At 69.0% G+C, this 21,011-nt stretch carries 15 protein-coding genes; 8 read left to right on the top strand and 7 right to left on the bottom strand.

What is annotated here, in order from left to right; translation table 11 throughout:
• Positions 1–80: 80 nt before the first annotated feature.
• The 5 genes from ACOQFL_RS15405 to ACOQFL_RS15385 form a co-directional block, all read right to left on the bottom strand.
• On the bottom strand, positions 81–1,610 hold the full coding sequence (locus ACOQFL_RS15405; RefSeq protein WP_435544855.1) for a TIGR02679 family protein: 1,530 nt from the start codon (positions 1,608–1,610) through the stop codon (positions 81–83).
• On the bottom strand, positions 1,607–5,647 hold the full coding sequence (locus ACOQFL_RS15400) for a TIGR02680 family protein (RefSeq protein WP_435544854.1): 4,041 nt from the start codon (positions 5,645–5,647) through the stop codon (positions 1,607–1,609). The genes ACOQFL_RS15405 and ACOQFL_RS15400 overlap by 4 nt, the downstream gene beginning before the upstream one ends.
• A complete protein-coding gene (locus tag ACOQFL_RS15395; RefSeq protein WP_435544853.1) occupies positions 5,644–6,876 on the bottom strand; it encodes a TIGR02678 family protein in 1,233 nt (410 codons plus the stop codon). Before ACOQFL_RS15395 ends, ACOQFL_RS15400 begins: the two co-directional genes overlap by 4 nt.
• The gene (locus ACOQFL_RS15390; protein ID WP_435544973.1) at positions 6,873–8,387 is read right to left on the bottom strand and encodes a TIGR02677 family protein; all 1,515 of its coding nucleotides are present in this window, start codon (positions 8,385–8,387) and stop codon (positions 6,873–6,875) included. The genes ACOQFL_RS15395 and ACOQFL_RS15390 overlap by 4 nt, the downstream gene beginning before the upstream one ends.
• A 465-nt stretch (positions 8,388–8,852) precedes the next feature.
• A complete protein-coding gene (locus ACOQFL_RS15385; RefSeq protein ID WP_435544852.1) occupies positions 8,853–11,117 on the bottom strand; it encodes a heterodisulfide reductase-related iron-sulfur binding cluster in 2,265 nt (754 codons plus the stop codon).
• Positions 11,118–11,632: 515 nt separating this feature from the next.
• Between ACOQFL_RS15385 and ACOQFL_RS15380 the strand changes: the two genes are divergently transcribed.
• The 3 genes from ACOQFL_RS15380 to ACOQFL_RS15370 all read left to right on the top strand — a co-directional run bounded on the left by ACOQFL_RS15380 (position 11,633) and on the right by ACOQFL_RS15370 (position 13,162).
• A complete protein-coding gene (locus tag ACOQFL_RS15380; protein ID WP_435544851.1) occupies positions 11,633–12,139 on the top strand; it encodes a DUF1707 domain-containing protein in 507 nt (168 codons plus the stop codon).
• Between the two features lie 115 nt (positions 12,140–12,254).
• Entirely contained in the window at positions 12,255–12,578 is a 324-nt protein-coding gene (locus ACOQFL_RS15375; RefSeq protein ID WP_435544850.1) for a DMT family transporter, read from the top strand.
• A complete protein-coding gene (locus ACOQFL_RS15370) occupies positions 12,575–13,162 on the top strand; it encodes a TetR/AcrR family transcriptional regulator (RefSeq protein WP_435544849.1) in 588 nt (195 codons plus the stop codon). Before ACOQFL_RS15375 ends, ACOQFL_RS15370 begins: the two co-directional genes overlap by 4 nt.
• 113 nt (positions 13,163–13,275) lie before the next feature.
• Here the strand turns inward: ACOQFL_RS15370 and hisG are convergent, their stop codons facing one another.
• Positions 13,276–14,142 carry an ATP phosphoribosyltransferase gene (gene hisG / locus ACOQFL_RS15365; RefSeq protein WP_435544848.1) on the bottom strand — a complete coding sequence of 289 codons (867 nt, stop codon included), beginning with the start codon at positions 14,140–14,142 and terminating at the stop codon, positions 13,276–13,278.
• A gap of 276 nt (positions 14,143–14,418) precedes the next feature.
• Here hisG and ACOQFL_RS15360 point away from each other — a divergent pair, with 276 nt between their 5' ends.
• The 5 genes from ACOQFL_RS15360 to ACOQFL_RS15340 all read left to right on the top strand — a co-directional run bounded on the left by ACOQFL_RS15360 (position 14,419) and on the right by ACOQFL_RS15340 (position 20,113).
• Positions 14,419–15,201 (top strand): DUF4097 family beta strand repeat-containing protein, encoded by a 783-nt coding sequence (locus tag ACOQFL_RS15360; RefSeq protein WP_435544847.1) that lies wholly within the window; start codon positions 14,419–14,421, stop codon positions 15,199–15,201.
• A 498-nt stretch (positions 15,202–15,699) separates the two neighbouring features.
• Positions 15,700–17,568: a molecular chaperone DnaK gene (dnaK, locus tag ACOQFL_RS15355; protein ID WP_435544846.1), complete on the top strand. Its 1,869-nt coding sequence runs from the start codon at positions 15,700–15,702 to the stop codon at positions 17,566–17,568.
• A gap of 80 nt (positions 17,569–17,648) precedes the next feature.
• Entirely contained in the window at positions 17,649–18,314 is a 666-nt protein-coding gene (gene grpE / locus ACOQFL_RS15350) for a nucleotide exchange factor GrpE (protein WP_435544972.1), read from the top strand.
• Between the two features lie 138 nt (positions 18,315–18,452).
• A complete protein-coding gene (gene dnaJ, locus ACOQFL_RS15345; protein ID WP_435544845.1) occupies positions 18,453–19,652 on the top strand; it encodes a molecular chaperone DnaJ in 1,200 nt (399 codons plus the stop codon).
• Positions 19,649–20,113, top strand: coding sequence for a heat shock protein transcriptional repressor HspR (locus ACOQFL_RS15340; protein WP_092626759.1), 465 nt, complete (start codon positions 19,649–19,651; stop codon positions 20,111–20,113). Before dnaJ ends, ACOQFL_RS15340 begins: the two co-directional genes overlap by 4 nt.
• A gap of 83 nt (positions 20,114–20,196) precedes the next feature.
• Here the strand turns inward: ACOQFL_RS15340 and ACOQFL_RS15335 are convergent, their stop codons facing one another.
• Entirely contained in the window at positions 20,197–20,961 is a 765-nt protein-coding gene (locus ACOQFL_RS15335; RefSeq protein ID WP_435544844.1) for a YwqG family protein, read from the bottom strand.
• Between the last annotated feature and the right edge of the window lie 50 nt (positions 20,962–21,011).

Below are 21,011 nucleotides of genomic sequence, written 5' to 3'. Positions count from 1 at the left end.
CGGTTCTTCCCGAATCTCGCGGTATTCATACCCCGAGCCTGCCGCGAGCGGTCGACGGTGTGGGTTGTCGCGACGATCTTTCACCCCATCGGGGAGGGCGGCAGCGAGACTGCCGCTCGTGCCAACTCCTCCAGCAGCGCCTCGGCCACCCGCTCCTCGGGGACGGCCACCCCGTGCTCCCGCACGGTTGCCGCGAGCTCGGGATCCCACGGGGTGTCCGGCACGGAGCCGGTGGCCGGTCCGCCGCGTCGTGATTCTCCCCCGCTCGATGCGGCGCCATCCGAACCAGCGCCATCCGAACCAGCGCCATCCGAACCAGCGCCGTCAGATCCAGCCTCGTTCGAGCCGGCGTTGTCCGATCCCGCCAGGGCAGCCAGGTAGTCGGCCGCGAACATCCGCCACGGCCGCGCGCCCACCCGCTCCACGAGGTGAGCGGTGATCCGCAGCCCCTCGCCGTCGAAATCCCCGTGGTAGCGCGGAATTACCCCGTGCGCCGCGAGTTCCCGCAGCAGCAGGATCGCCGCACTGTTCGGCCATCCCGACACGCACACCATCGGTGGGCAGCGCGAACCGAACCGCCGCAGCGCCAACGTCAGCACCGCCGGGTTCTCCACCACGTACACCTCGGTCACGCCCTCGGCCGGGACGATCCCGCCACCCTGAACTCCGCTTTCCCGGTCACCATCGCGCAACTGCGCCGGGGTCAGCGCGACGGCCTGCCCGTCCTCGCGCCCCACCCGCAGCAGCCGCGCGGCGGTTCCCTGTCCGCCGAGCACCGGCCCGGACACCAGCACCGTCCCGGAGAGTTCGTCCTCGGCCACCCCGGCGCGTTCCCACAGCTCTCGCCGCTGCTCGGCGTACTCCGGCACCGGGACCCCGTGCAGTACGGCCAGCGCACGCAGCACGAGTCCCGCCGCCCGCGTGTCGCCGTCCAGCGCGTGCGGGTCGCGCAGCTCCCGCTCCGCCAACACCGGCAGCGGGATGCCTCCCTCTGGGAGCCCGCCCTCTGGGAGCCCTGCCCCGGAAAGCCCGCCCTCGGGAAGCCCATTCTCGGGAAGCCCGCCCTCGGGAAGCCCGGCCAGCACCCGCAGCGCGTCGCCGAGCAGCTCGCGGGTGCGGGAGACCGAACCGTCCACCAGCCCGTTGCGCCTCACCTGCGCCGCCCACTCGGCCAGCTCGGGACGGGCCGCCACCACCTCGTGCTCGGCCAGCCACCGCCACAGCTCGGTCACCTCGTCGGTGTGCCGTTTCCGCCGTGCCGCCTGGTCGTCCAGCGGGCCGACCAGCTCGGCGACCACCGCACGGCTGTCCCGCCCACACACCTCCAGCAGGGCCGCGTCGAGCTCGGCCAGCGTGATCCGTTCGTACTCCCCGGGCAGCCGGGTCCTTCCCAGCAGGTCGGCCAATCGGGAGCGCTGCGCCTCGTCCAGCGGCCCCACCCGGACGACGCGCACGGTGCGGCCGGAGGAGAGCCGTTCGTGCACCGCGCGCCACAGTGGACTCAGCTCGGCGTCGCGCAGCGAATCCGGCAGACGCTCCCGCCGTGAATCCGATAGGCTCTCCCACCGCGAATCCGACGGCCCCACCCGTGGGGAATCCGGCGGGGTCACTCGCGCCACCCCTGGCCGTCCCACACGAACCGGGTGGTGGTGACCGCGTCGTCGCCGTCGCCGGTGGTCAGCGCGTGGATCGCGATGCCGTCCAGTTCCCGGTAGGTCCCCCACTCGTGGTCCGAGGTCAGCATCAGGTCCAGCCCCAGCGAGTTCAGCAGCTCGAAAACCTGCCCCCGGTTGGCGCCGTCCACCCCGACGAAAACCTCGTCCAGCAGGATCAGTCGGGGCGCCCCGGGCATCGACTCGTAGTGCGCCGCGATGGCGGCGAACAGCGGCAGGTGCAGCGCGATGGCCTTCTCCCCGCCGGAGAGCGCCCCGTGCAGCTTCCTGGTCAGCAGTTCCCAGCCGTTGTCGCGGCCCCGGTCGATCCGCACGTCGAACCGGTGCCACTTGGTGTAGTCGAAGACCTCGCGCAGCTGCTCCTCCCAGGACGTGGCGGTGTTGTTCGCCTTGGCGTCCTCGACGCGTTCCCGGAAGAACCGGTGCAGCGACTCGCGGTCCTCTTCGGACAGCCGTACCGGGTCCTTGAGCAGCAGGTCCCGCGCGGCCTGTGTACCGGCGGGGAGCTCCCGCCCCACCTGCCACACCAGTCGGACGGCCACGTCGGAGGCAGTGCGAACCCGTTCGAGGCGCTCGTTCATCGCGTCCACCAGCTCGTTGGCGCTCCTGATCCGCTCCGCCAGGTGTCTGCGCACGTCGCCGGTCAGCGTCTTGTCGAACAGTTCGTGCTCGCGTTCGGTGATGTCGGTGCGCTGGCGGTCACGTTCCTCGCGCAGCGACTCCAACAGCCGCGCCGCACCCAGTCGCACGCCGTTCATCGTCGCCACGAACACGTGCACGTCCTCGTCGAGTTCCAGCGCCACGGCGGCGTGCTCGGCCAGCACTTCCCGGTAGCTGTGCAGGGTCTCGTTGAGCCGGTCCAGCGAGTCGTTGATGTTCTTCGGGGTGTGCGGTGTGTTGGGCCACGTCTCGGTGACCGAGCGGGCCGACTCCAGGGTCGGCCGAACGGCGTCGGAAGTCGTGTCCAGTTCGATTCCGGCGTCGCCCGGGATGCTCGTCGCGGAGATCCGCCGGAACCGTTCCAACCTCTCGTCCCGGGCACCCACGGCGCGTTCGTGCTCCTGCCCGGTGGATACCAGCGAGCTCTCCAGCGAGCCGATCCGGCCCGCGAGCTCCTGCAACTGTTCGTTCAGCGACTCCGAGTCGCTCTGGGCCTGCCGCAGCCTGCCTCGGACGTCCTCCAGCGCACGCAGGATCTCGCCCTGTTCGGCGCCCAGTGCGCGTTCCCGCGCACGCAGTTTCGTGGTCAGGCCCTCGGCTCGTCGCTCGGCGCTGTCGGCCTCCTCCTCGCGCTGCTGTGCGTCGGTCAGCGAACGCTCGGCCTGTTCGGCCTTGTCCCGCGCGATGTTTTCGGCCGTGTCGGCCTCGCGCATCGCGTGGATCCAGCGCTCCCCGCTCCGGTCGAACTTCCGCAGCGCCTTCTCGAAGGTGTCCAGCGCCGCTCGTTCCCGCGGCATCCCGTACTCGTCGGCCTTGGCCGCCAGCGAGTTCCGGGTCCGCTCGACCGCCTCGGCGTACTCGGTGACCTCCCGCTCGCAGCGGAGCACGGTGTCCTGTCGGGCCGCCACCGCGGCCGTGGCCGTGTCGAGCTCCTCGCGGGCGTTCTTGACCTCTTCGGGCGGCGGCAGCGAGTCCTGCTCGGTGCGCAGCCGTTCCTGGCGCTCGCCCAGCTCCGCCAGGATTCCATCCGTTTCGGACAGTGCGGCGTCCAGCTCGGTGCGGAGTTCCGAGAGTTCGGCGATCCGCCGTTCGCGGGCCCGTTCCCGTGCCATGGCGCCGATGTGTGCCACGGCGGGCTTGGCCCAACTCCCGGTGGCGGGGCCGAGTCGCCACCGCCCGTCCGCACCGATCGCCACCGGGTGCTCGGCGGGCAACCGGTCGTCGAAGGCGATAGCGGCGAGTATCCGCTCCACCCGTGCTTCGGGCACCGCTTGTCCGGGCTCCGCACGCAGCACCTCGGCCAACGTGCGCCCGTCGACCCGTTCGGCGTAACCGGCCGTCAGGAAGGTGTCGTGGCCGTCCGGGGTGAGTTCGCCCTCGGGAGTGACCCACGCGTCCAGCAGGCCGCCCGCCTGCAGTGCGGCCTCGACACCCGCTCTGGTCGCCTCGTCGGTGCCCTCGGCGAAGTCCACCAGCTGCCACAGCGGGGCACCCGGCAGCGCCGAACGGTCGGAGTCGCGGGTGGCCGGGGCCGCCGGTGGCAGGTCGGTCTCGTGCCGGAGCCGTTCGATCTCGGCCGCGTGCGCGGCGTGTCGTTCGGCCAGGTCGTCGCGGCGCGCCCGCTGCTCGGTTCGCTCGGTGGTGAGCGCTTCGGCGGCGGGGCGGGCGGCGTGGCCCACCAACCGCTGCACCGTGGAGTGGTCCTCGGCCGATTCGGCGAGTTCCTCGGCGTCGTCGATCCGCAGCTCGACGTTGGCCTCGGCCCAGTCCCGCAGACGCTGTGCCTGTTGCCGCACCGCGACCTCGTGGGCCCGCTCGGCCGCGTCGCGGCGTTCGGTGGCCTCGGCCAGCTCGCCCCTGGCCTGTTCGGTCCACCGCTCGGCCCGCTCACGGTCCCGAATCGCCGTTTCGTGGGTGTCCAGGGCGGTGCGCAGCTCGTGGATCATGTCCTGTTTGCTGCCGACCGCCGCGCGCAGCAGCGTCATCGCGTGCTTCGAGTCGTGCGCGGACTCGGAGATCTCGTGGTGGGTGCTCGACATGCCGAGGTGCCACGCCGACTGCCTGGCGTCCTCGGCGGCTTCCTGCCGTTCGGTTTCCGCCTTCCGGGCGGTCTCCCGTGCCTCGGTCGAGTTCCGCTCTTCCCGCTCGGCCCGCGATCGCGCGTCGGTGGCCTTGCCGCGCAGTTCGGTCGCGTCGTGCCGCGCCCGCTCGCTGTCGGCCGCGAGGTCGCTCAACTCGCTGTTGCGGTCGCTGAGTCCCTCGAATTCCTCACGCAGCTTCGTGATCGTGCCCGCGAGTTCGCCCTGGCGTCCGCGTAATTGCTCGCGTTCGGCGAGCGCGTCCTCGTGCCGCTGCTGGGTCTCGCGGGCGAGGCCGCTGGTCTTGTCCACTTCGGTGTTGGCCGAGATCAGCTCGGCCGCGGCGTTGCGCAGCACGCGCCGTGCGTACTGTTGTTGCCGTTCGGCGAGCTTCTCGGCGGCCTCGACCTCCGAGTCGAGTCTGGCGACCCGTTCGCGCTGCCGGTCCAGCCGTTCGAAGCCGTCCGCGAGCTCGCTGATCTCGGTCTCGCCGAGCGGCGGCAGCGCGTTGGAAAGCAGATTGGACAGGAAGTTCGGGTCGAGCCGTTCCGAGAGTTTCGGGGTGCGCAATTGCAGCAACGCGCTGATCAGCGACTCGTAACGCTGTTGCCCGATACCGCCGAACAGTCTGGCGCGCAGCTCGGCGCGGTAGTCGCCCGTGTTCTGGTGAACCTCCCCGGAGTCACCGATGGCCTCGGCCAGGGCGGCCTGGGACAGCGGTTGACCGGAGTCGTTGAGCAGCGACAGGGTTTCCGCTGCCTCGTCCGCTGTTTCCGCCGCGTCGTGCACCGAGGAGTCGGGGGCCTGTATCCGGCGAGTGGTGGTGAAGTAGGCCGGGGTCACACTGCTGGTGCGCTTGCTGGCCTGCAGCCGCGCGCCGCAGCAGAACCACTCCGTGCCCTCCTCTGTCTCGCGGGTGAACTCCAGCCAGACGTAGCCCACCCGCGTGGTTCCGGCCGCGCCCTCGCCCATCAGGTTCCAGTGCATGCTCCGGTCGGAACCGAACGTGGACAGCCGTTTCGGGTTGAGCTGCGCGTCGAACAGGAACGGCAGCAGCAGTTCGAGGGCCTTGGACTTGCCCGTTCCGTTGGGGCCGCGCAGCAGCAGCCTGCCGCGGTGGAACCGGAAGGTCTCCCCGTAGTAGCGCCAGATGTTGACGATGCCCGCCCGGTGCGGTTGCCAGCGGTTCCGCGAGGTCTCGCTGTCGGTGCGCGTCGGCAGCTCGGTGACGCTCATTGGTGGGTTCCTTCCGAGGGAGCCGAGACTTTCACGCCGTCGAGGCGGTAGCGGGCGGCGGCCGGGCGAGGAAGAATCCGGTCCTCGTGCCGCGCGACCAGGTCGAAGTCGGTCAGCACCCGTAACGCGTCGGAGACCAGGCGGGCCGTGCCGTCCTCGGAACGGTAGGACTTCGCCCATCGGGGCTCCTCGGCCAGTATCCCGTCCGCCGCCTCGCGCAGCCGCTGCTCGGTCACGCCTTTCGGATGGGCGTTGAGTTCGTCCAGCAATCGCAGCGCCGCGATCTTGGCGTTGCCCGAGTCGTCCGGGAAGGTGCTGTCGGTGGCGATCTCCTCCCGGTCCACCAGCAGGAGCCCTTCGGCTCGTTCCTCCAGCACGAACCCCGCCTCCTCGGCGGCCTTACGGAGCAACTGGCGACCGGTCGGCGAACCGGCGTAGGTGCGCTGCTGCTCGCTCAGGTCCTGCCAGTACACCACCGGATCGTCGAACAACTTGCGCATCACCGAGTGCCTCGCCCACAGGTTCTGCTGGTTCCGCGAGGAGTGCTCGGCGTTCCCGTAACGCGAGTCGGTCGAGATCGCCTCGATCAGTTCGTCGGGATCCGCGTAGTCGGTTCCCTCCTCGGCGACGCGGGAGGGGCCGGTCACGGTGCTGAGCAGTCGCATCAACAGGGTCGAGTCCACCCGGTAGAGCACCTGTGCCCGCTCGGTCTCGACGAAGCTCTCGGTGCTGCCGTCCACGGTTACCAGCACCGTGTACGACTCCAGCAACCGGAGGACGTCCACATAGGCCATTCGTTCCGAACGTGTCGAGGTGTCGAAGGTGGGAACGACGGGGTCGTTTCCCGTGCTGTGGCGGACCCGTTCGGCGAGCATCCCGATGGTCGTCGTGGGGGTGGCCAGCAGTTCGGACGCCACCACGCACAACAGCGCGTAGCGGCGCCGGTCGAACGGCGCCCTGCCCGAACGAAGTCTGCGGGCCGGTCTGCTCGCGTCCACGTCGCCCCGGCTCTTGTGCAGTCGGGCGTAGCCCGCACGGGGCATGACGGTCAGCGTCCAGCCGCAGTAGTAGTCGAACCAGGAACGCAGCGCCTCGTGACGGCGTCGGGCCGTGTCGAAGTCCTTCGGGGCGTCCTGCTTCGTCAGCAGCGGATCGGCCAGCAGCACCCTGATGCAGCGCGCCAGTTCCTCGCGCTCGGTGGCCACGAGCTGGTTGTTGAGGTTGCTCAACTCGCCTCCCGCTCGAACTCGCCGAGATCACGCCCCACGATGCGGATGTCGACGGTGAAGTCGGGGCCGGTGAACGTGCCGTGCGGGGTGCGCAGCACCGTTTCGGCCCGATCGCCGGGTTCGCGCAATTCGATCTCCGCCCGACCGTCCGGCGTGCTCGCGCGGCGCGCCCCGGACTCGTCCCGCTCGGCTGCCAGCGCTCTGCCCAGCAGTTCGAGCAGCCGTTGGAACACCGTGTGATCCAGCTCGGCGAAGCCGGACAGCCGCACCCGGCCGTCGGTGGCCAGGCGTTGCCAGGCGGCTTCGAGCTGGGCGCGCTCGGCGCGGGCCCGTTCCGCGCGCTGCCGTTTGAGCTCGGCGACGTCCCGGACCCTGCCGGTGCGGGCGAAACTCTCCTTGCGGCCCCCGGTGCGCAGCGTCGCCGAAACCCCCACCGCCGGTGCCTCGGCCCACGGCGTGGAGGGGGCGATGACCTCGGGGTCGTCGTGGACCAGCTGGGCGTGCCGCGCCGACCCCAGGCCGAACGCGGCCGCGAAAACCCGGTGCAGGTCCGCCTCCTCCGGAGCGCGGGTGAACCAGCGGGCCAGTTCCCGGAAGTCCGAGGCCACACTGGAGGAACGTTTCCGCGAGTCGTCGATGCGTTCCAGCACCTGCAGCAGAGTGACGATCGCCTGCCGCGCCACGGTCAGCAGCTGCTCGGCACGCGGGGCTGAATCGTCCTCCGGGTGGAACCAGATCCGCAGGCCCTGCCAGCGGGTGGCGCGATGGCCCAGCCACTCGGTGCGCCGCTCCTCGCCGGCCCCGGGCGGTAGTTCCGCGCCGTACAGCGCCCGCCGGTGCAGCTCCGCCACACCGTGATCCTCCACTTCGGCGATGCCGGAGGCGATCGCGTGGCAGCGCTGTTCGAGCTGGTCGCAGAACTCCTGCAGGTAGGCGACCGTGGCCGACTTGACCTCGTGGAACGTCGTCAGGTCGACACCCTCGGTGCGCAGCAACCGCTGTAGTTCCCCGTTGAACTGCTTGGTGTTGTTGCGCAGGGCCTCCAGGTGCCCCTCCAACTCCTGCAGGCTGCTGAAGATCCGGCGGTCGGCCGAGGTCGGATCGCGCAGCAACTTGTTCAGCTCGCCGAGCCGGTCGGCTATGGCGTCGAGCACCGCGGTCTGCAACGCCCCGCTGGAGGCGAGCGTCGCCATCGCGTGCTGCACACCGGCGAAGGCGGCCTCGCCGAGCTTGGTCAACGAGTACTGTAGGTTGCGGCGTTCGTACTCGGCGGCGGTGCGGTAGTTCTCGGCGTGGTTCTGGACGTTGTCCAGCAGTCCCCAGTCGCCCAGCTGCTTCAGCGCGGCGTGCAGGTCCTCCTCGGAGAGCGCGTCGAACCAGCCCACCGAGCGCAGCCTGTCGCGCACCTCGTCGAGGCCCAGCGCGGTTTCCAGGCGTTCGTTGGCCTCGCCGAAGGCGTGCAGGATCGCGGAGTAGAGCTCGGAGCGGTCACCGGTGGTGAACCTGAACATCTCGCTCGGGACGCGCAGTGGCTGCACGGCACCTCCCTTCCCGGGCCGCTGGCACCGCCTCGGGGGAGCGGTCACCCGGCGCCACCATAGGAGACGTTACCGACACCTCCGGTGCCCGTGGTCGATTTCTCACGAAATCACCGCGCGGACTCCGGAAGGTTCGGCCGACCTCGGGGCGGCGTCGATTTCTCGCGAAATGTACGCGGGAGGGGCGGGGATGCTCCGTCGAACGGTGACGGACAGCGCAGGGACCGTTAAAGAAGCGCGGGACCGCGAAGCCAGGGCAGGAGCGCGAAGGAAGCGTGGCCACGCACGAAACGGGGCCGGGCAGGAAACGACGGGGCCGGGCAAAAAGCGGGGCCGGACTCCCGTAGGGAATCCGGCCCCGTTCGCCGAACGATCGCTCCTGGCAGGGATCTCGGGACCGAGCCCAAAACCCCACCCCGCGGGGAAGTACGGCTCAGCTCAGCCGTTGGACTCGGCGCTCGCGGTGACGTCGTCCGAGTCGGCGGTCTCCGCGCCGGACTCGCCGTTCGCGGCGGCACCGTCGGTGCCGCGCCTGACCGACTGCAGCAGCAGCTGCGCCACGTCGACGACCTCGACGTTCTCGGAGGCGACCTCCTCGTTCTGCCGCGTGGTCATCCCGTCGGTGAGCATGACCTTGCAGAACGGACAGCCGGTGGCGACCTTCGACGAGGCTGTGCCCAGCGCTTCGTCCACCCGGTCGAGGTTGATCCGCTTGCCGGTGCGTTCCTCCATCCACATCCGGGCGCCGCCCGCGCCGCAGCACATCGCGCGGTCGGCGTGGCGGGGCATCTCGCGGAACGAGGCGCCCGAGGCGTTGACCAGGTCACGCGGCGGTTCGTAGACCTTGTTGTGCCTGCCGATGTAGCACGGGTCGTGGTAGGTGACGTCCTCGGTGACCGGGGCCACCGGGACCAGCCGCTTCTCCCGCACCAGCCGGTTGAGCAGCTGCGTGTGGTGGACCACCTCGTAGTTGCCGCCCAGCTGGCCGTACTCGTTGGCCAGGCTGTTGAAGCAGTGCGCGCAGGTGGCGACGATCTTGCGCTTGCCGGGCTCGCGGTTCTCGAACACCGAGTTCAGCGTTTCCACGTTCTGCTCGGCCAGCGTCTGGAACAGGAACTCGTTGCCCGCGCGGCGCGCCGGGTCACCGGTGCAGCCCTCTTCCGGGCCGAGCACGGTGTACTTCACCCCCGCGGTGTGCAGTAGTTCGGCGACCGCCTGCGTGGTCTTCTTCGCGCGGTCCTCGAACGCGCCCGCGCAACCGACCCAGAACAGGTACTCGACGTCCTCCTCGAGTTCACCGTCGAAGACCGGAACCTCGAAGTCGAGGTCCTGGGTCCAGGCCAGCCGGTCCTTGTTGTTCTGGCCCCACGGGTTGCCCTTGTTCTCCAGGTTCTTGAACATCCCGCCCAGCTCGGTGGGGAAGTTCGACTCGATCATCACCTGGTAGCGCCGCATGTCGACGATGTGGTCGACGTGCTCGATGTCCACCGGGCACTGCTCGACGCAGGCGCCGCAGCTGGTGCAGGCCCACAGCACCTCGGGGTCGATGATCCCGGCTTCCTCCGGGCCGCCCACCAGCGGTTTCTCCGACTCGGCCAGCGCCAGGGCGTCGATCTTGCCCTTGCGCTCCTCCGCGTCGTCACCGGTGAGGCCGACCTCTTCGCCGGTCATGTCCTTCTTGCCGCCCTCCAGCAGGTAGGGCGCCTTCGCGTAGGCGTGGTCGCGCAGGCTGGTGACCAGCATCTTCGGTGACAGCGGCTTGGCTGTGTTCCAAGCCGGGCACTGCGACTGGCAACGCCCGCACTCGGTGCAGGTGGTGAAGTCCAGCCAGCCCTTCCAGGAGAAGTCCTCCACCTGACCGGCACCGAAGGTGTCGGTGTCCGGGTCGGCCTCCTCGAAGTCGATCGGGGCGCCGTTGCTCATCATCGGCTTCAACGCGCCCAGCGCGGTGCGCTCGGGGTCGCGCTTGAAGTAGATGTTGAAGAACGCGGTGAACCGGTGCCAGGCCACTCCCATGGTGATGTTCGAGGCGATGACGATGACCCAGATCATCGCCGAGAGGATCTTGAACGCGGCGAACAGCGAGACCGCGAACGCGCTGGCGGGCAGTATGCTGCCCAGCGCGAAGCTCACCGGCGCCGACCACACCGGGGCGTGGAACAGGTCGGAGGAGACCTTGAACGAGCGCAGGCCCATGATGCCCACGCCCTCCAGCACGACGACGGCTTCGACGAAGTAGGCCTGCCAGAAGTTGGAGCCCGCGAAGCGGGAGACCCTGCCCGCGCGGCGCGGGTGGTTGAGCTGGCGTATGGCGCTGAGCCAGATACCGCCGAGGATGGTGGTCACGCCCAGGATCTCGACGATCAGGTTCCAGGGGCCGAACGATCCCAGCCACGGGATCTCGAACGGGGCGTGGAACACTTCGCCGTAGGCGACCAGCACGCTCAGGCTGAGTCCGCCGAAGCCCAGCATGACGAACCAGTGGGCCACTCCCACGTGGCTCCACTTGAGCATCCTGGTGTGCCCGAGGACTTCCTTGAGCATGTTGGAGAAGCGGGTGCCGAACGGCCCCTTGCGGTTCGGGTCCGGTTGTCCGAGCCGGATGGAGCGCACCATCCGTCGAACTGTCCTGACAACCATGACCACCGCGACGGCGGTCACGGCGAGACAGATCAGGCCCAGGACGAGCTGCAGGGCTACCATGCTCGTGGCCTCCTGTTCGCGGGTTTGGACGCTGAGCTTAGCCTCTATTACTCGTCGGTAACCATAGGGGCGTCGCTCGGGGTGGGAACAGTCGGTGATTGTGCGAGACGGCGACACGGAAGACTAGTCGGGCGCGAGGTCGTCCGCCTGCCGTCAGCGTGGAATCCGGGGAAGCGTAACAGAACGCTACGCTGCGCTGTTCGCGCTGCGCAGCGCGGGTGTGTCTGATTTCCCGCCGCTCGTCGGTGGCTCGCCGAACGGGGTCGCAGGGTCTGCGCGGAGGCAGTGTCGCGCCCGGCTGGTGCGAGGTCATGGCGGTTGCGATTTTCGCCACTCTCGTGGTCCGAGTCCGGCTTTGATCGATCCAGTGGGAACCATCGCGGTGCGGTCCGGTGTCGCCGTTGTGATGAAACGGGCCCGCCACGAGCGCGACTTCGATATCCTCCTCGCACAGCATCGTGCCGGGAGTACCGCGCGGTGTGGCGTACCTCGGGAACGGCCGATCGGGAGGCGTGATGTCCGGCCCAGCAGCGAGTGGCCCGGATTGGAGCGGCCCGAACGAACGGGGAGTGCGCGCCTCGGACGCCGAGCGAGAGGCGGTCGCCGAGCGGCTGCGCCTCGCGATGAACGAGGGCAGGCTCGACATAGCCGAGTTCGACGAACGGGTCGGGCAGGCTTACGCCGCGGTGACCCGCGCCGAGCTGGAACCCCTGACGCGGGATCTGCCGGACCCCTCCCGGCCCGCCCGGCAAGGGCGTTCCGACGTCCCGGCGGCCGAGAACGACGACGAGCACGAGCAGTCGGTCGAACGGAACCGCGGGCGGCGGAGTCGGGGTGCCGAGTGGCGGGACTGGGCGGGAACCTCCTTCGTGCTCGTCGGTATCTGGCTGATCACCTCGATCGCCTCCGGTGGTCCCACTTTCTTCTGGCCGATCTTTCCGATGGGCATCTGGGCCGTGGTTCTGCTGTGCTCGAGGATCTTCGGTTCCGACGAGGACGAGCGCGGCGGTCGGCAGCGCTGAGCGGATACATCGACACCCTGGAGCGACGGCGGTATATTGAAGAAGTAGTACAGTCGTTCAATTTTCGGACGGTTCGCGGCTACCGCGCCGATCCGCACGGGAGTTCGGAGGGCAGTTGGCCTACATCGTGTTGGTGGCGGCGATCTTGTCGGAGGTGCTCGGCACCATCTCGCTGCGGTTCGTCGACGGGCTGAGCAGGCCCCTGCCCCTGGTGCTGGTGGTGCTCGGATACGGTTCCGCGTTCGTGGCACTGGCGAACGTGCTCAAGATGGGCATACCCGTCGGCGTCGCCTACGCCATCTGGTCGGCCGCCGGAGTGGCCCTGGTGGTGCTGATCGGCGCGTTGTTCCTGAACGAGACCATGACCCTGACCCAGATCGCGGGAATCCTGCTGATCATCGGCGGTGTGGTCGCGCTGGAGGCGGGAGGTACGCATTGACCCACGGCGGCAATCCGACCGAGCACTCCGACGGGCGCCGCGCCAAAGGTGAACGCAGACGCAGGGAGATCATCGACGCCACCCTGCGGGTGATCGAACGGGACGGCATCGCGGGGGTCAGTCACCGCAACATCGCACGTGAGGCCGGTGTGCCGCCCGCTTCGGTCGTCTACTACTTCGAGAGCATCGACGGGGTGCTGATCGCGACCCTGTTGGAGAGTTGCGAGACGATGATCGCCGAGCTGCGCGAACTCACCGAAAAAGTGGTCGACGATCCCGAGGGGTGGGTCACCGCCACCGCCGAGATGCTCTCCCGCATGGTCCGCGAGCAGCGCGGCAGGACGCTGGCCGAGTACGAGCTCTACCTGCTGGCCGCCCGCAGACCGGCGCTGCGCCCGGCCGCGCGTCGCTGGATCGAGGTGGCCACCGGCTACGTGCACGACACGGGAACGCGGAACACCGGCGCGGTGCGCGCGCTACCCGCGGCCATCGACGGCCTGCTGATGCAGGCCCTGATCGCCGAGGAACCGCCCGGCCCCGAGGAGTTCCGCCCGGCATTGGCCCACCTGGTCCCCGAGCGCTGAGAGGGCCCGCACCGCTCGAAGCCGGGACTTCCCGCGGCGAGGTGGTGCGAGAGGTTCCGCTACAGCACCGACCTCGGGAACCGAGCCCGAAACCCGTACCCGGCGGGGCCGGCTCAGAGCCTGCAGGCCTCCAGCCGCGTCACCAGGATCTCGGTGGCGCCCACCGCGGCGAGCTTGTCCATCACGTCCTGCACGTCGGCCCTGGGGACCATCGCCCGTACCGCTACCCAGCCGGGCTCGGTGAGGCTGGAGATGGTGGGTGACTCCTTGCCCGGCGTGATCGCTGTCGCCGTCTCCAGCGCGGTCTCCCGGCAGTTGTAGTCCATCACCACGTAGGAACGGGCGTCGAGCACTCCCCGCAGCCGCTGCCCCAGCACCTCCACGGCGTGCTCGCGCTCCTCACCCAGGGACGCTCCCGCGCCGCGGACCAGCACCGCCTGCGAGCGCAGGATCGGTTCGCCGAGGGTGGTCAGCCCCGCCGCACGCAGCGAGGACCCCGTCTCGACCACGTCGGCGATCGCCTCGGCCAGCCCGAGCTCCACAGCGGTCTCCACGGCACCGTCCAGTTCGACCGGCTCGATCCGGATGCCGTGCCGCGCCGCCGCCTGTTCGGCGAGTTTCGGGAACGAGGTGGCCACCCGCTTGCCGTCCAGCTCGGGGATCGAGGTGATCGGGCCGTCGTTGGCGACCGCGAAGTAGAAGCGGGAGCTGCCGAAGCCGAGCCGCAGCAGCTCGGTGGTGCTCGCCGCCGTGCCCGCGCCCGCCAGCAGGTCCTGCCCGGTGATCCCGACGTCGAGCACCCCGGCGCCCACGTTGCGCGCGATGTCGCTGGCCCGCCAGAAGATGAACCGCACGTTGTTGCCCGTGTCCTCGGCGAACAGGGCGCGGTGCTCGCGATGAAGCCGGTAGCCCGCCTCCTCGAGTAGCTGGGTGGTCGGACCGTGCAGCGATCCCTTGTTCGGGACGGCGACGCGCAACATCAGGCATCCTCAATACGGCGTATGGCCTCCGCGAACGATTCTAATGGTTGCTTCTACGGCGGGGTTCCGGCGCACCCAGCTCCACGGACTCCGGTGTCCGGCAGCGATTGGAAGCACTCCGTGCGCGGATGAGGGGGTGCCCCGGATTCGCACTTTCGGAGTCTCCGGGCCCGCTCCGGGTAAAACACCGATACCGTGCCCTCGCGGTCGGCGGTAACTTGACCTCGTCGGGTGACCGGGCAAGCCCCTGAGGTCCAAGCCCCTGAGATCGGAGTGATGACGATGCGCACGGGACTCGCGGTGGGTGGAGCCGTACTGGTCCTGCTGGGTGGAGCCGTGCTCGCCTGGGGAGGGCCCTCGGACACCAGCACTGGCTCACCCTCCGGGGTGACGGCCGTGGAGCTGCGTTCGGGGGCGGGGGCGGTGGATATCAGCTACGAGGCCGGTGCCGAGCCGAGGGTCCGCGAGGAACGCGACGGCTGGTGGGGCGGCTGGGGGCGGAACTCCGAGACGAGTTACCGGGTCGAGGACGGCGGACTCGTGCTCGACGCCGACTGCGGCTGGGGCTGTGACGTGGAGTACGAGGTGACGCTACCCCGGCGTGTTCCGGTGACCGGCACACTCGGTTCCGGTTCGCTGGAGGTCACCGGGATGTCCTCGACCGACGTGCGCGTGGACTCGGGGGCACTGGAACTGCGCGGCATCGACGGGGAGGTGCGTGCCGAGACCGGCTCCGGCGGGATCGAACTCACCGACATTGGCGGCCCCGTCAACGTCTCGACCGGCAGCGGCCAAATAGAGGGGGAGGACATCGATTCCGCCGACGTCACGACGCGGACCAGCTCGGGCGGGATCTCGCTGGAACTGTCCGAGCCGCGTTCGGTGCGTGCCGACACCGGCTCCGGCGGTATCGAGCTCACCGTCCCCGCGAACAGCTACAGCGTCCGGGCCGACACCGGCAGCGGTTCCACCGACATCGAGGTGCCCCGGGACGCCGACTCCGAACGCTCGCTGCGGTTGTCCACGGGTAGCGGTTCGATCGAGGTCGAGAGCTCCTGAGCCGCCCGTCTCGCCGTAACTCCGCCCGCGTCTTCCCGGGATCGCCCCCGTCTTCCCGCTGAGTGCCCGCGGCTTCCTGGGCAGTGATTGCCCGCTCCGGTAGTCGGCAATCCCCCGAAAGTGTGCAGGGTTCGGCCCGTGCCGCGGCCGATCGAGTACCCACCCGCGCCGTTCGCGGGCCGGCCTCCCGCCTCCTTCTGCCCCGAACCGTGGCCGGTGTTCCCGACCGTGGCGATGTTCTTGACCGTGCCCGGTGTTCCCGCCTCCAAGAGGGCACGACAGCCACGAAAGCCGCTCCCGGCGACACGAATCACACCCGCCCAGCCGGGTTATCGGGAACACTCGTGGCTGGTCACGCGTTCCTCGGGCAGGAACCTTGAGCCTCGACGACTCAAACTCGGTTTGACGGATCGGACTCGGTTTCGGTAATACTTGAGTCAGTAGGGCTCAGGAGTTATCAGTCCTAAGCAGAGAACCAATACGCTGGAGGAGACTTCAATGGGGCGAGCGGTCGGTATCGACCTCGGGACGACAAACTCCGTCGTTTCCGTCCTGGAGGGCGGTGAGTCCACGGTCATCGCCAACTCCGAGGGTGCGCGCACGACGCCTTCGGTCGTCGCGTTCGCGAAGAACGGCGAGGTGCTCACGGGGCAGCCCGCCAAGAACCAGGCGGTGACCAACGTCGACCGCACCATCCGGTCGGTCAAGCGTCACATGGGCACCGACTGGAAGACCACCATCGATGACAAGGAGTACACCCCGCAGGAGATCAGCGCGCGTGTGCTGATGAAGCTCAAGCGGGACGCCGAGTCGTACCTCGGCGAGGACGTCACCGAGGCGGTCATCACCGTTCCGGCGTACTTCGAGGACGCCCAGCGGCAGGCCACCAAGGAAGCGGGCCAGATCGCCGGACTGGACGTGCTCCGCATCGTCAACGAGCCGACCGCGGCCGCGCTGGCCTACGGCCTGGACAAGGGCGAGAAGGAACAGCGCATCCTGGTCTTCGACCTCGGCGGCGGGACGTTCGACGTGTCCCTGCTCGAGATCGGCGAGGGCGTGGTCGAGGTCCGTGCCACCAGCGGTGACAACCACCTGGGTGGTGACGACTGGGACGAGCGCATCGTCGAGTGGCTGGTCGAGAAGTTCAAGAGTGCCAACGGCATCGACCTGACCAAGGACAAGATGGCGCTGCAGCGGATCAAGGAAGCCGCCGAGAAGGCCAAGATCGAGCTGTCCAGCTCCGCGCAGAGCAACATCAACCTGCCCTACATCACCGTCGACGCGGACAAGAACCCGCTGTTCCTCGACGAGACCCTGACCAGGGCAGAGTTCGAGCGGATCACTTCGGACCTGCTGGAGCGCACGCGCAAGCCGTTCGAGTCCGTGCTGCGTGACGCCGGTATCAAGGTCGGCGACATCGACCACGTGGTGCTGGTGGGCGGTTCCACCCGCATGCCCGCGGTCACCAATCTGGTCAAGGAGCTGACCGGCGGTCAGGAGCCGAACAAGGGCGTCAACCCGGACGAGGTCGTCGCGGTCGGTGCCGGTCTGCAGGCCGGTGTGCTGCGTGGCGACGTCAAGGACGTGCTGCTGCTCGACGTCACCCCGCTGTCCCTGGGCATCGAGACCAAGGGCGGCATCATGACCAAGCTGATCGAGCGCAACACCACCATCCCGACCAAGCGCTCGGAGACCTTCACCACCGCGGACGACAACCAGCCCTCGGTGCAGATCCAGGTCTTCCAGGGCGAGCGCGAGATGGCCGCGGAGAACAAGAAGCTCGGCATGTTCGAGCTGACCGGCCTGCCGCCCGCACCGCGTGGCGTGCCGCAGATCGAGGTCACCTTCGACATCGACGCCAACGGCATCGTGCACGTCAACGCCAAGGACCAGGGCACCGGCAAGGAACAGTCGATGACCATCACCGGCGGCTCCGCGCTGCCGAAGGACGACATCGACCAGATGGTCAAGGACGCCGAGGCCCACGCCGAGGAGGACAAGAAGAAGCGCGAGGAGGCCGAGACCCGCAACCAGGCGGAGTCGATGGTCCACCAGACCGAGAAGGTCCTCTCCGACAACGACGAGAAGCTGCCGGACGAGAGCAAGCAGAAGGTCCGCAGCGCCATCGACGAGGTCAACGAGGCGCTGAAGGGCGAGGACTCCGACGCCATCAAGTCGGCCGTGGAGAAGCTGGCCACCGAGTCGCAGTCGCTGGGCCAGGCCCTGTACAGCGAGGGCGACGCGAGCGCCGCCGCCGGTGCCGCCGGTGACGAGGCCGGGCAGGCGACGGGCTCCTCCGACTCCTCCGGTGCGGAGGACGTGGTGGACGCCGAGGTCGTCGACGACGAGGACGAGAAGAAGAAGTGACTCCGAACAAGCCAGAACAGGACCGGGGGCCGCAGCAGGCCTCCGGCGCACAGGACGAAGGCGAGCAGGAGCCCGTCGTGGTGCGGGACCGGCGCAGGATCGACCCGGAAACGGGTGATCTCCGGTCCTCGGACGACAGTCAGTCGGAGGCCGGCGAGGTGAACGACAGCATGTCCGGATCCTTGGACGACGAGCTGGCGAAGGTGGCGGCCGAGGCCGACGCGGTGGAAACCGCCGCGGAGGCCGAGGCACCCACTTCGGACGCGGAGAGTGAGCTGCGTCGGCAGGTCGAGGAACTCACCGCTGACGTCAAGCGTGTGCAGGCCGAGTACGCCAACTACCGCAAGCGCGTCGAGCGCGACCGGGACTCGGTGATCAACAACGCGAAGGCGTCCGTGGCGGAGTCCCTGCTCACCGTGCTGGACGATCTCGAACGCGCCGAGTCGCACGGCGACCTCACCGGCCCGTTCAAGGCCGTCGCGGACAAGCTCACCGCCGCGCTGTCCGAGGCCGGGTTGGAGGGCTTCGGCCAGGAGGGCGAGGAGTTCGACCCGAGCGTGCACGAGGCGGTCCAGCACGAGACCTCGGCCGAGGTATCCGGGCCCACGGTCACGACGGTGCTGCGCCGCGGTTACCGCTTCGGTGAACGGGTGCTGCGTCCGGCGATGGTCGGAGTCACCGACCACGAGCCCGACGGGAGCGGTGCCGAGCCGGAATCGCAGGGCGAGACATCCGAACAAGGCTGATTCACGAGACTGCTTAGGAACCGCCGTGTTCAGTAACCGTTACGGGCTCGCGCACGCGTTCTCGCGAGGAGGATCACCGTTTTCCGGTGAACCGTCGTGGCGCACGTCAACGGATCGAGACGGAAGGAGGGGCGTCCGGTGAGTGCCAGGGAATGGCTGGACAAGGATTTCTACGCCGAACTGGGCGTCTCCTCCGACGCTTCGGCCGACGACATCAAGAAGGCATACCGGAAGCTGGCCAGGGAGAACCATCCCGACGCCAATCCGGGGGACACCAAGGCCGAGAACAAGTTCAAGGCCGTCTCCGAGGCCTACGGTGTGCTCTCCGACCCCGAGAAGCGCAAACAGTACGACGAGGCCCGCAGGCTGTTCGCCTCCGGAGGTGGCGGCCAGGGCGGCTTCGGCGGTTTCGGCGGCGGCTTCGGTGGCCAGCCCGGTGGTGCGGGTGGTCCCGGTTTCGACGTCGGTGACCTGTTCGGTGGTGCCGGCGGCCAGGCCGGTGGCGGGATCGGTGACCTGTTCGGCGGGCTGTTCGGCAACCGCAGAGGCGGTGGTCCGGGCACGGCGAGCAGATCGAGCAGAGGCTCCGATGTGGAGACCGAGGTCCGCATCGACTTCACCGAGGCGGTGAAGGGCGCGACCGTCCCGTTACGCCTTTCCAGCCCCACCACGTGCTCCACCTGCCACGGCTCCGGTGCTCGGCCGGGCACCAGCCCTCGGAGGTGCTCGACCTGCTCGGGGCAGGGTGCGGTCACCCGCAATCAGGGCGCGTTCGCGTTCAGCGAGCCGTGCCCGGACTGCCGCGGGCGTGGCCGGGTCGTCGACAACCCCTGCCAGGAGTGCCGCGGCGAGGGTGTGAGCACCCGAACCAGGACGTTGACCGTGCGGATCCCGCAGGGCGTCTCCGACGGGCAGCGAATCCGGTTGGCACACCAGGGCGAACCCGGCCGCAACGGCGGCAACTCGGGTGACCTCTACGTCGTCGTGCACGTGAATCCGCACCAGGTGTTCGGCAGGTCGGGGCACGATCTCACGATCACCGTGCCGGTGACCTTCCCCGAACTGGCGTTGGGCGCTACGTTGACCGTGCCGACCCTGGAGAGCAAGGTGTCGGTGAAGGTGCCAGCGGGCACCAACAGCGGCCGTACCCTCCGGGTGCGCGGTAAGGGCATCGGTAGGAAGGACGGCAGTAGCGGGGATCTGCTGGTGACGTTGCAGGTTGCCGTGCCGAACAAGTTGGACGGCAAGGCCGCCGAGGCGTTGCGGTCCTACGCGGAGGCGACGGAGCAGCACGATCCCAGAGCCGAACTGAACGAGCTGGTCCGGAGGGCGGAATGACCGCGCGTGAGTCTGCCGCGGAATCCGGCGGTATGGCCGGATTCCCGCCAGGTGCGTCCGAGGACACCCCGGTTTTCGTGATCTCCGTGGCCGCGGAGCTGTCCGGGCTGCACGCCCAGACGCTGCGCAGCTACGACCGGCTCGGCCTGGTTTCGCCGGGCCGGACACCCGCGGGTGGTCGGCGTTACTCCGCGCGCGACATCGCGGTGCTCCGCGAGGTGCAGCGGCTCTCCCAGGAGGAGGGCGTGAACCTCGCGGGCATCAAGCGCATCATCGAGCTGGAGAACCAGGTCGACGCACTGCGCGACAAGATCAAGGAACTCTCCGAGGAGGTCGCCGCGGCCTACGCGGCCGCCGAGCAGGCGGCCGCGCGGGTGCACGCCTCCTACCGGCGCGACCTGGTGCCGGTGCGGCAGGAGACGGCGCTGGTGGTCTGGAAGCCCGAGCGGCGCAGGCGCTGACCCTCGACGACCTCGCGGTTGACGGTTTCGCGGTTCTCTTCTGGACGGTCACCGGGCCGTGAGGTCGCCAGCAGCCGAGCTGGTCAGCAGCACTGCATTTCCAGCCGGACACGGCTGAAGTCGCCCGCTTTCAGAGCCTGCTCCTCGATGAGGAAGTAGAGGCTGCCGGAGTCACCCCAGCACCAGTCCATCCGGTCGTCGCTGTCCAGCTGGGCCAACAAGTGAACCTCGCCGGAGTCGTCGAGCACCGGATTTTGAACCAGTTTGGGCCACCCACCGATCCGATGTCGGGGTTCGGTCTCCGCGTCGTCGAGCACATCGTAAGCCTCCGCTGTCGTATCCGATAGGTCCGTCAGCTCGTACACCACATCTTCGAAATCCGGGATCGTGAAGCTTTCCCGGCCGTACAACGCCCGTTCACGATGGCGCTGCACGCTCCTGGGTGGAGTGCTCCGCACCGCTGTTTCCGGGTCGGCGCGTACGACCCGACAGCTCTCGTACTCGCCCGCCGCCACCGAGTCCCCGGACCGCAGGTTCTCGATGTAGAACAGGTTGAGCACGCCGTGGTGGGGCAGTGGTAGTTCGGGGTTGAGTGGTGCGAGGGCGGTGAGGTCGAGCACGGCCAACAGCTCCAGTGCTCTCGATTCGTGTTCCGGCCACGTCGTGTCCGGTGGTAGTAGTGCGTCGCCGCCGAAGCGGGAGACCCCCAGTGGTGCTCCCGCTTCGCTGTGGGTGCTCAGTGCGACGGAGGTGGCGGCCAGGGCCGTGATTCGTTCGGCCTCGGCGGCGCCCACGTGTTCGGTCAGGGTCTGTCTGACACGTTCGCGCTGTTGTTCGGTTCCGGACATGCGCGCACTCTCGCACCGACCCCCGACACCCGATCCGTTCTCCGAAGTTT

Origin of the sequence: Actinopolyspora sabaoui (genome assembly GCF_051225635.1) — a bacterium.
GTDB lineage: Bacteria > Actinomycetota > Actinomycetes > Mycobacteriales > Pseudonocardiaceae > Actinopolyspora.
The sequence above is the reverse complement of the archived record's forward strand: the minus strand, read 5'-3'. Positions and strand labels throughout refer to the sequence as shown.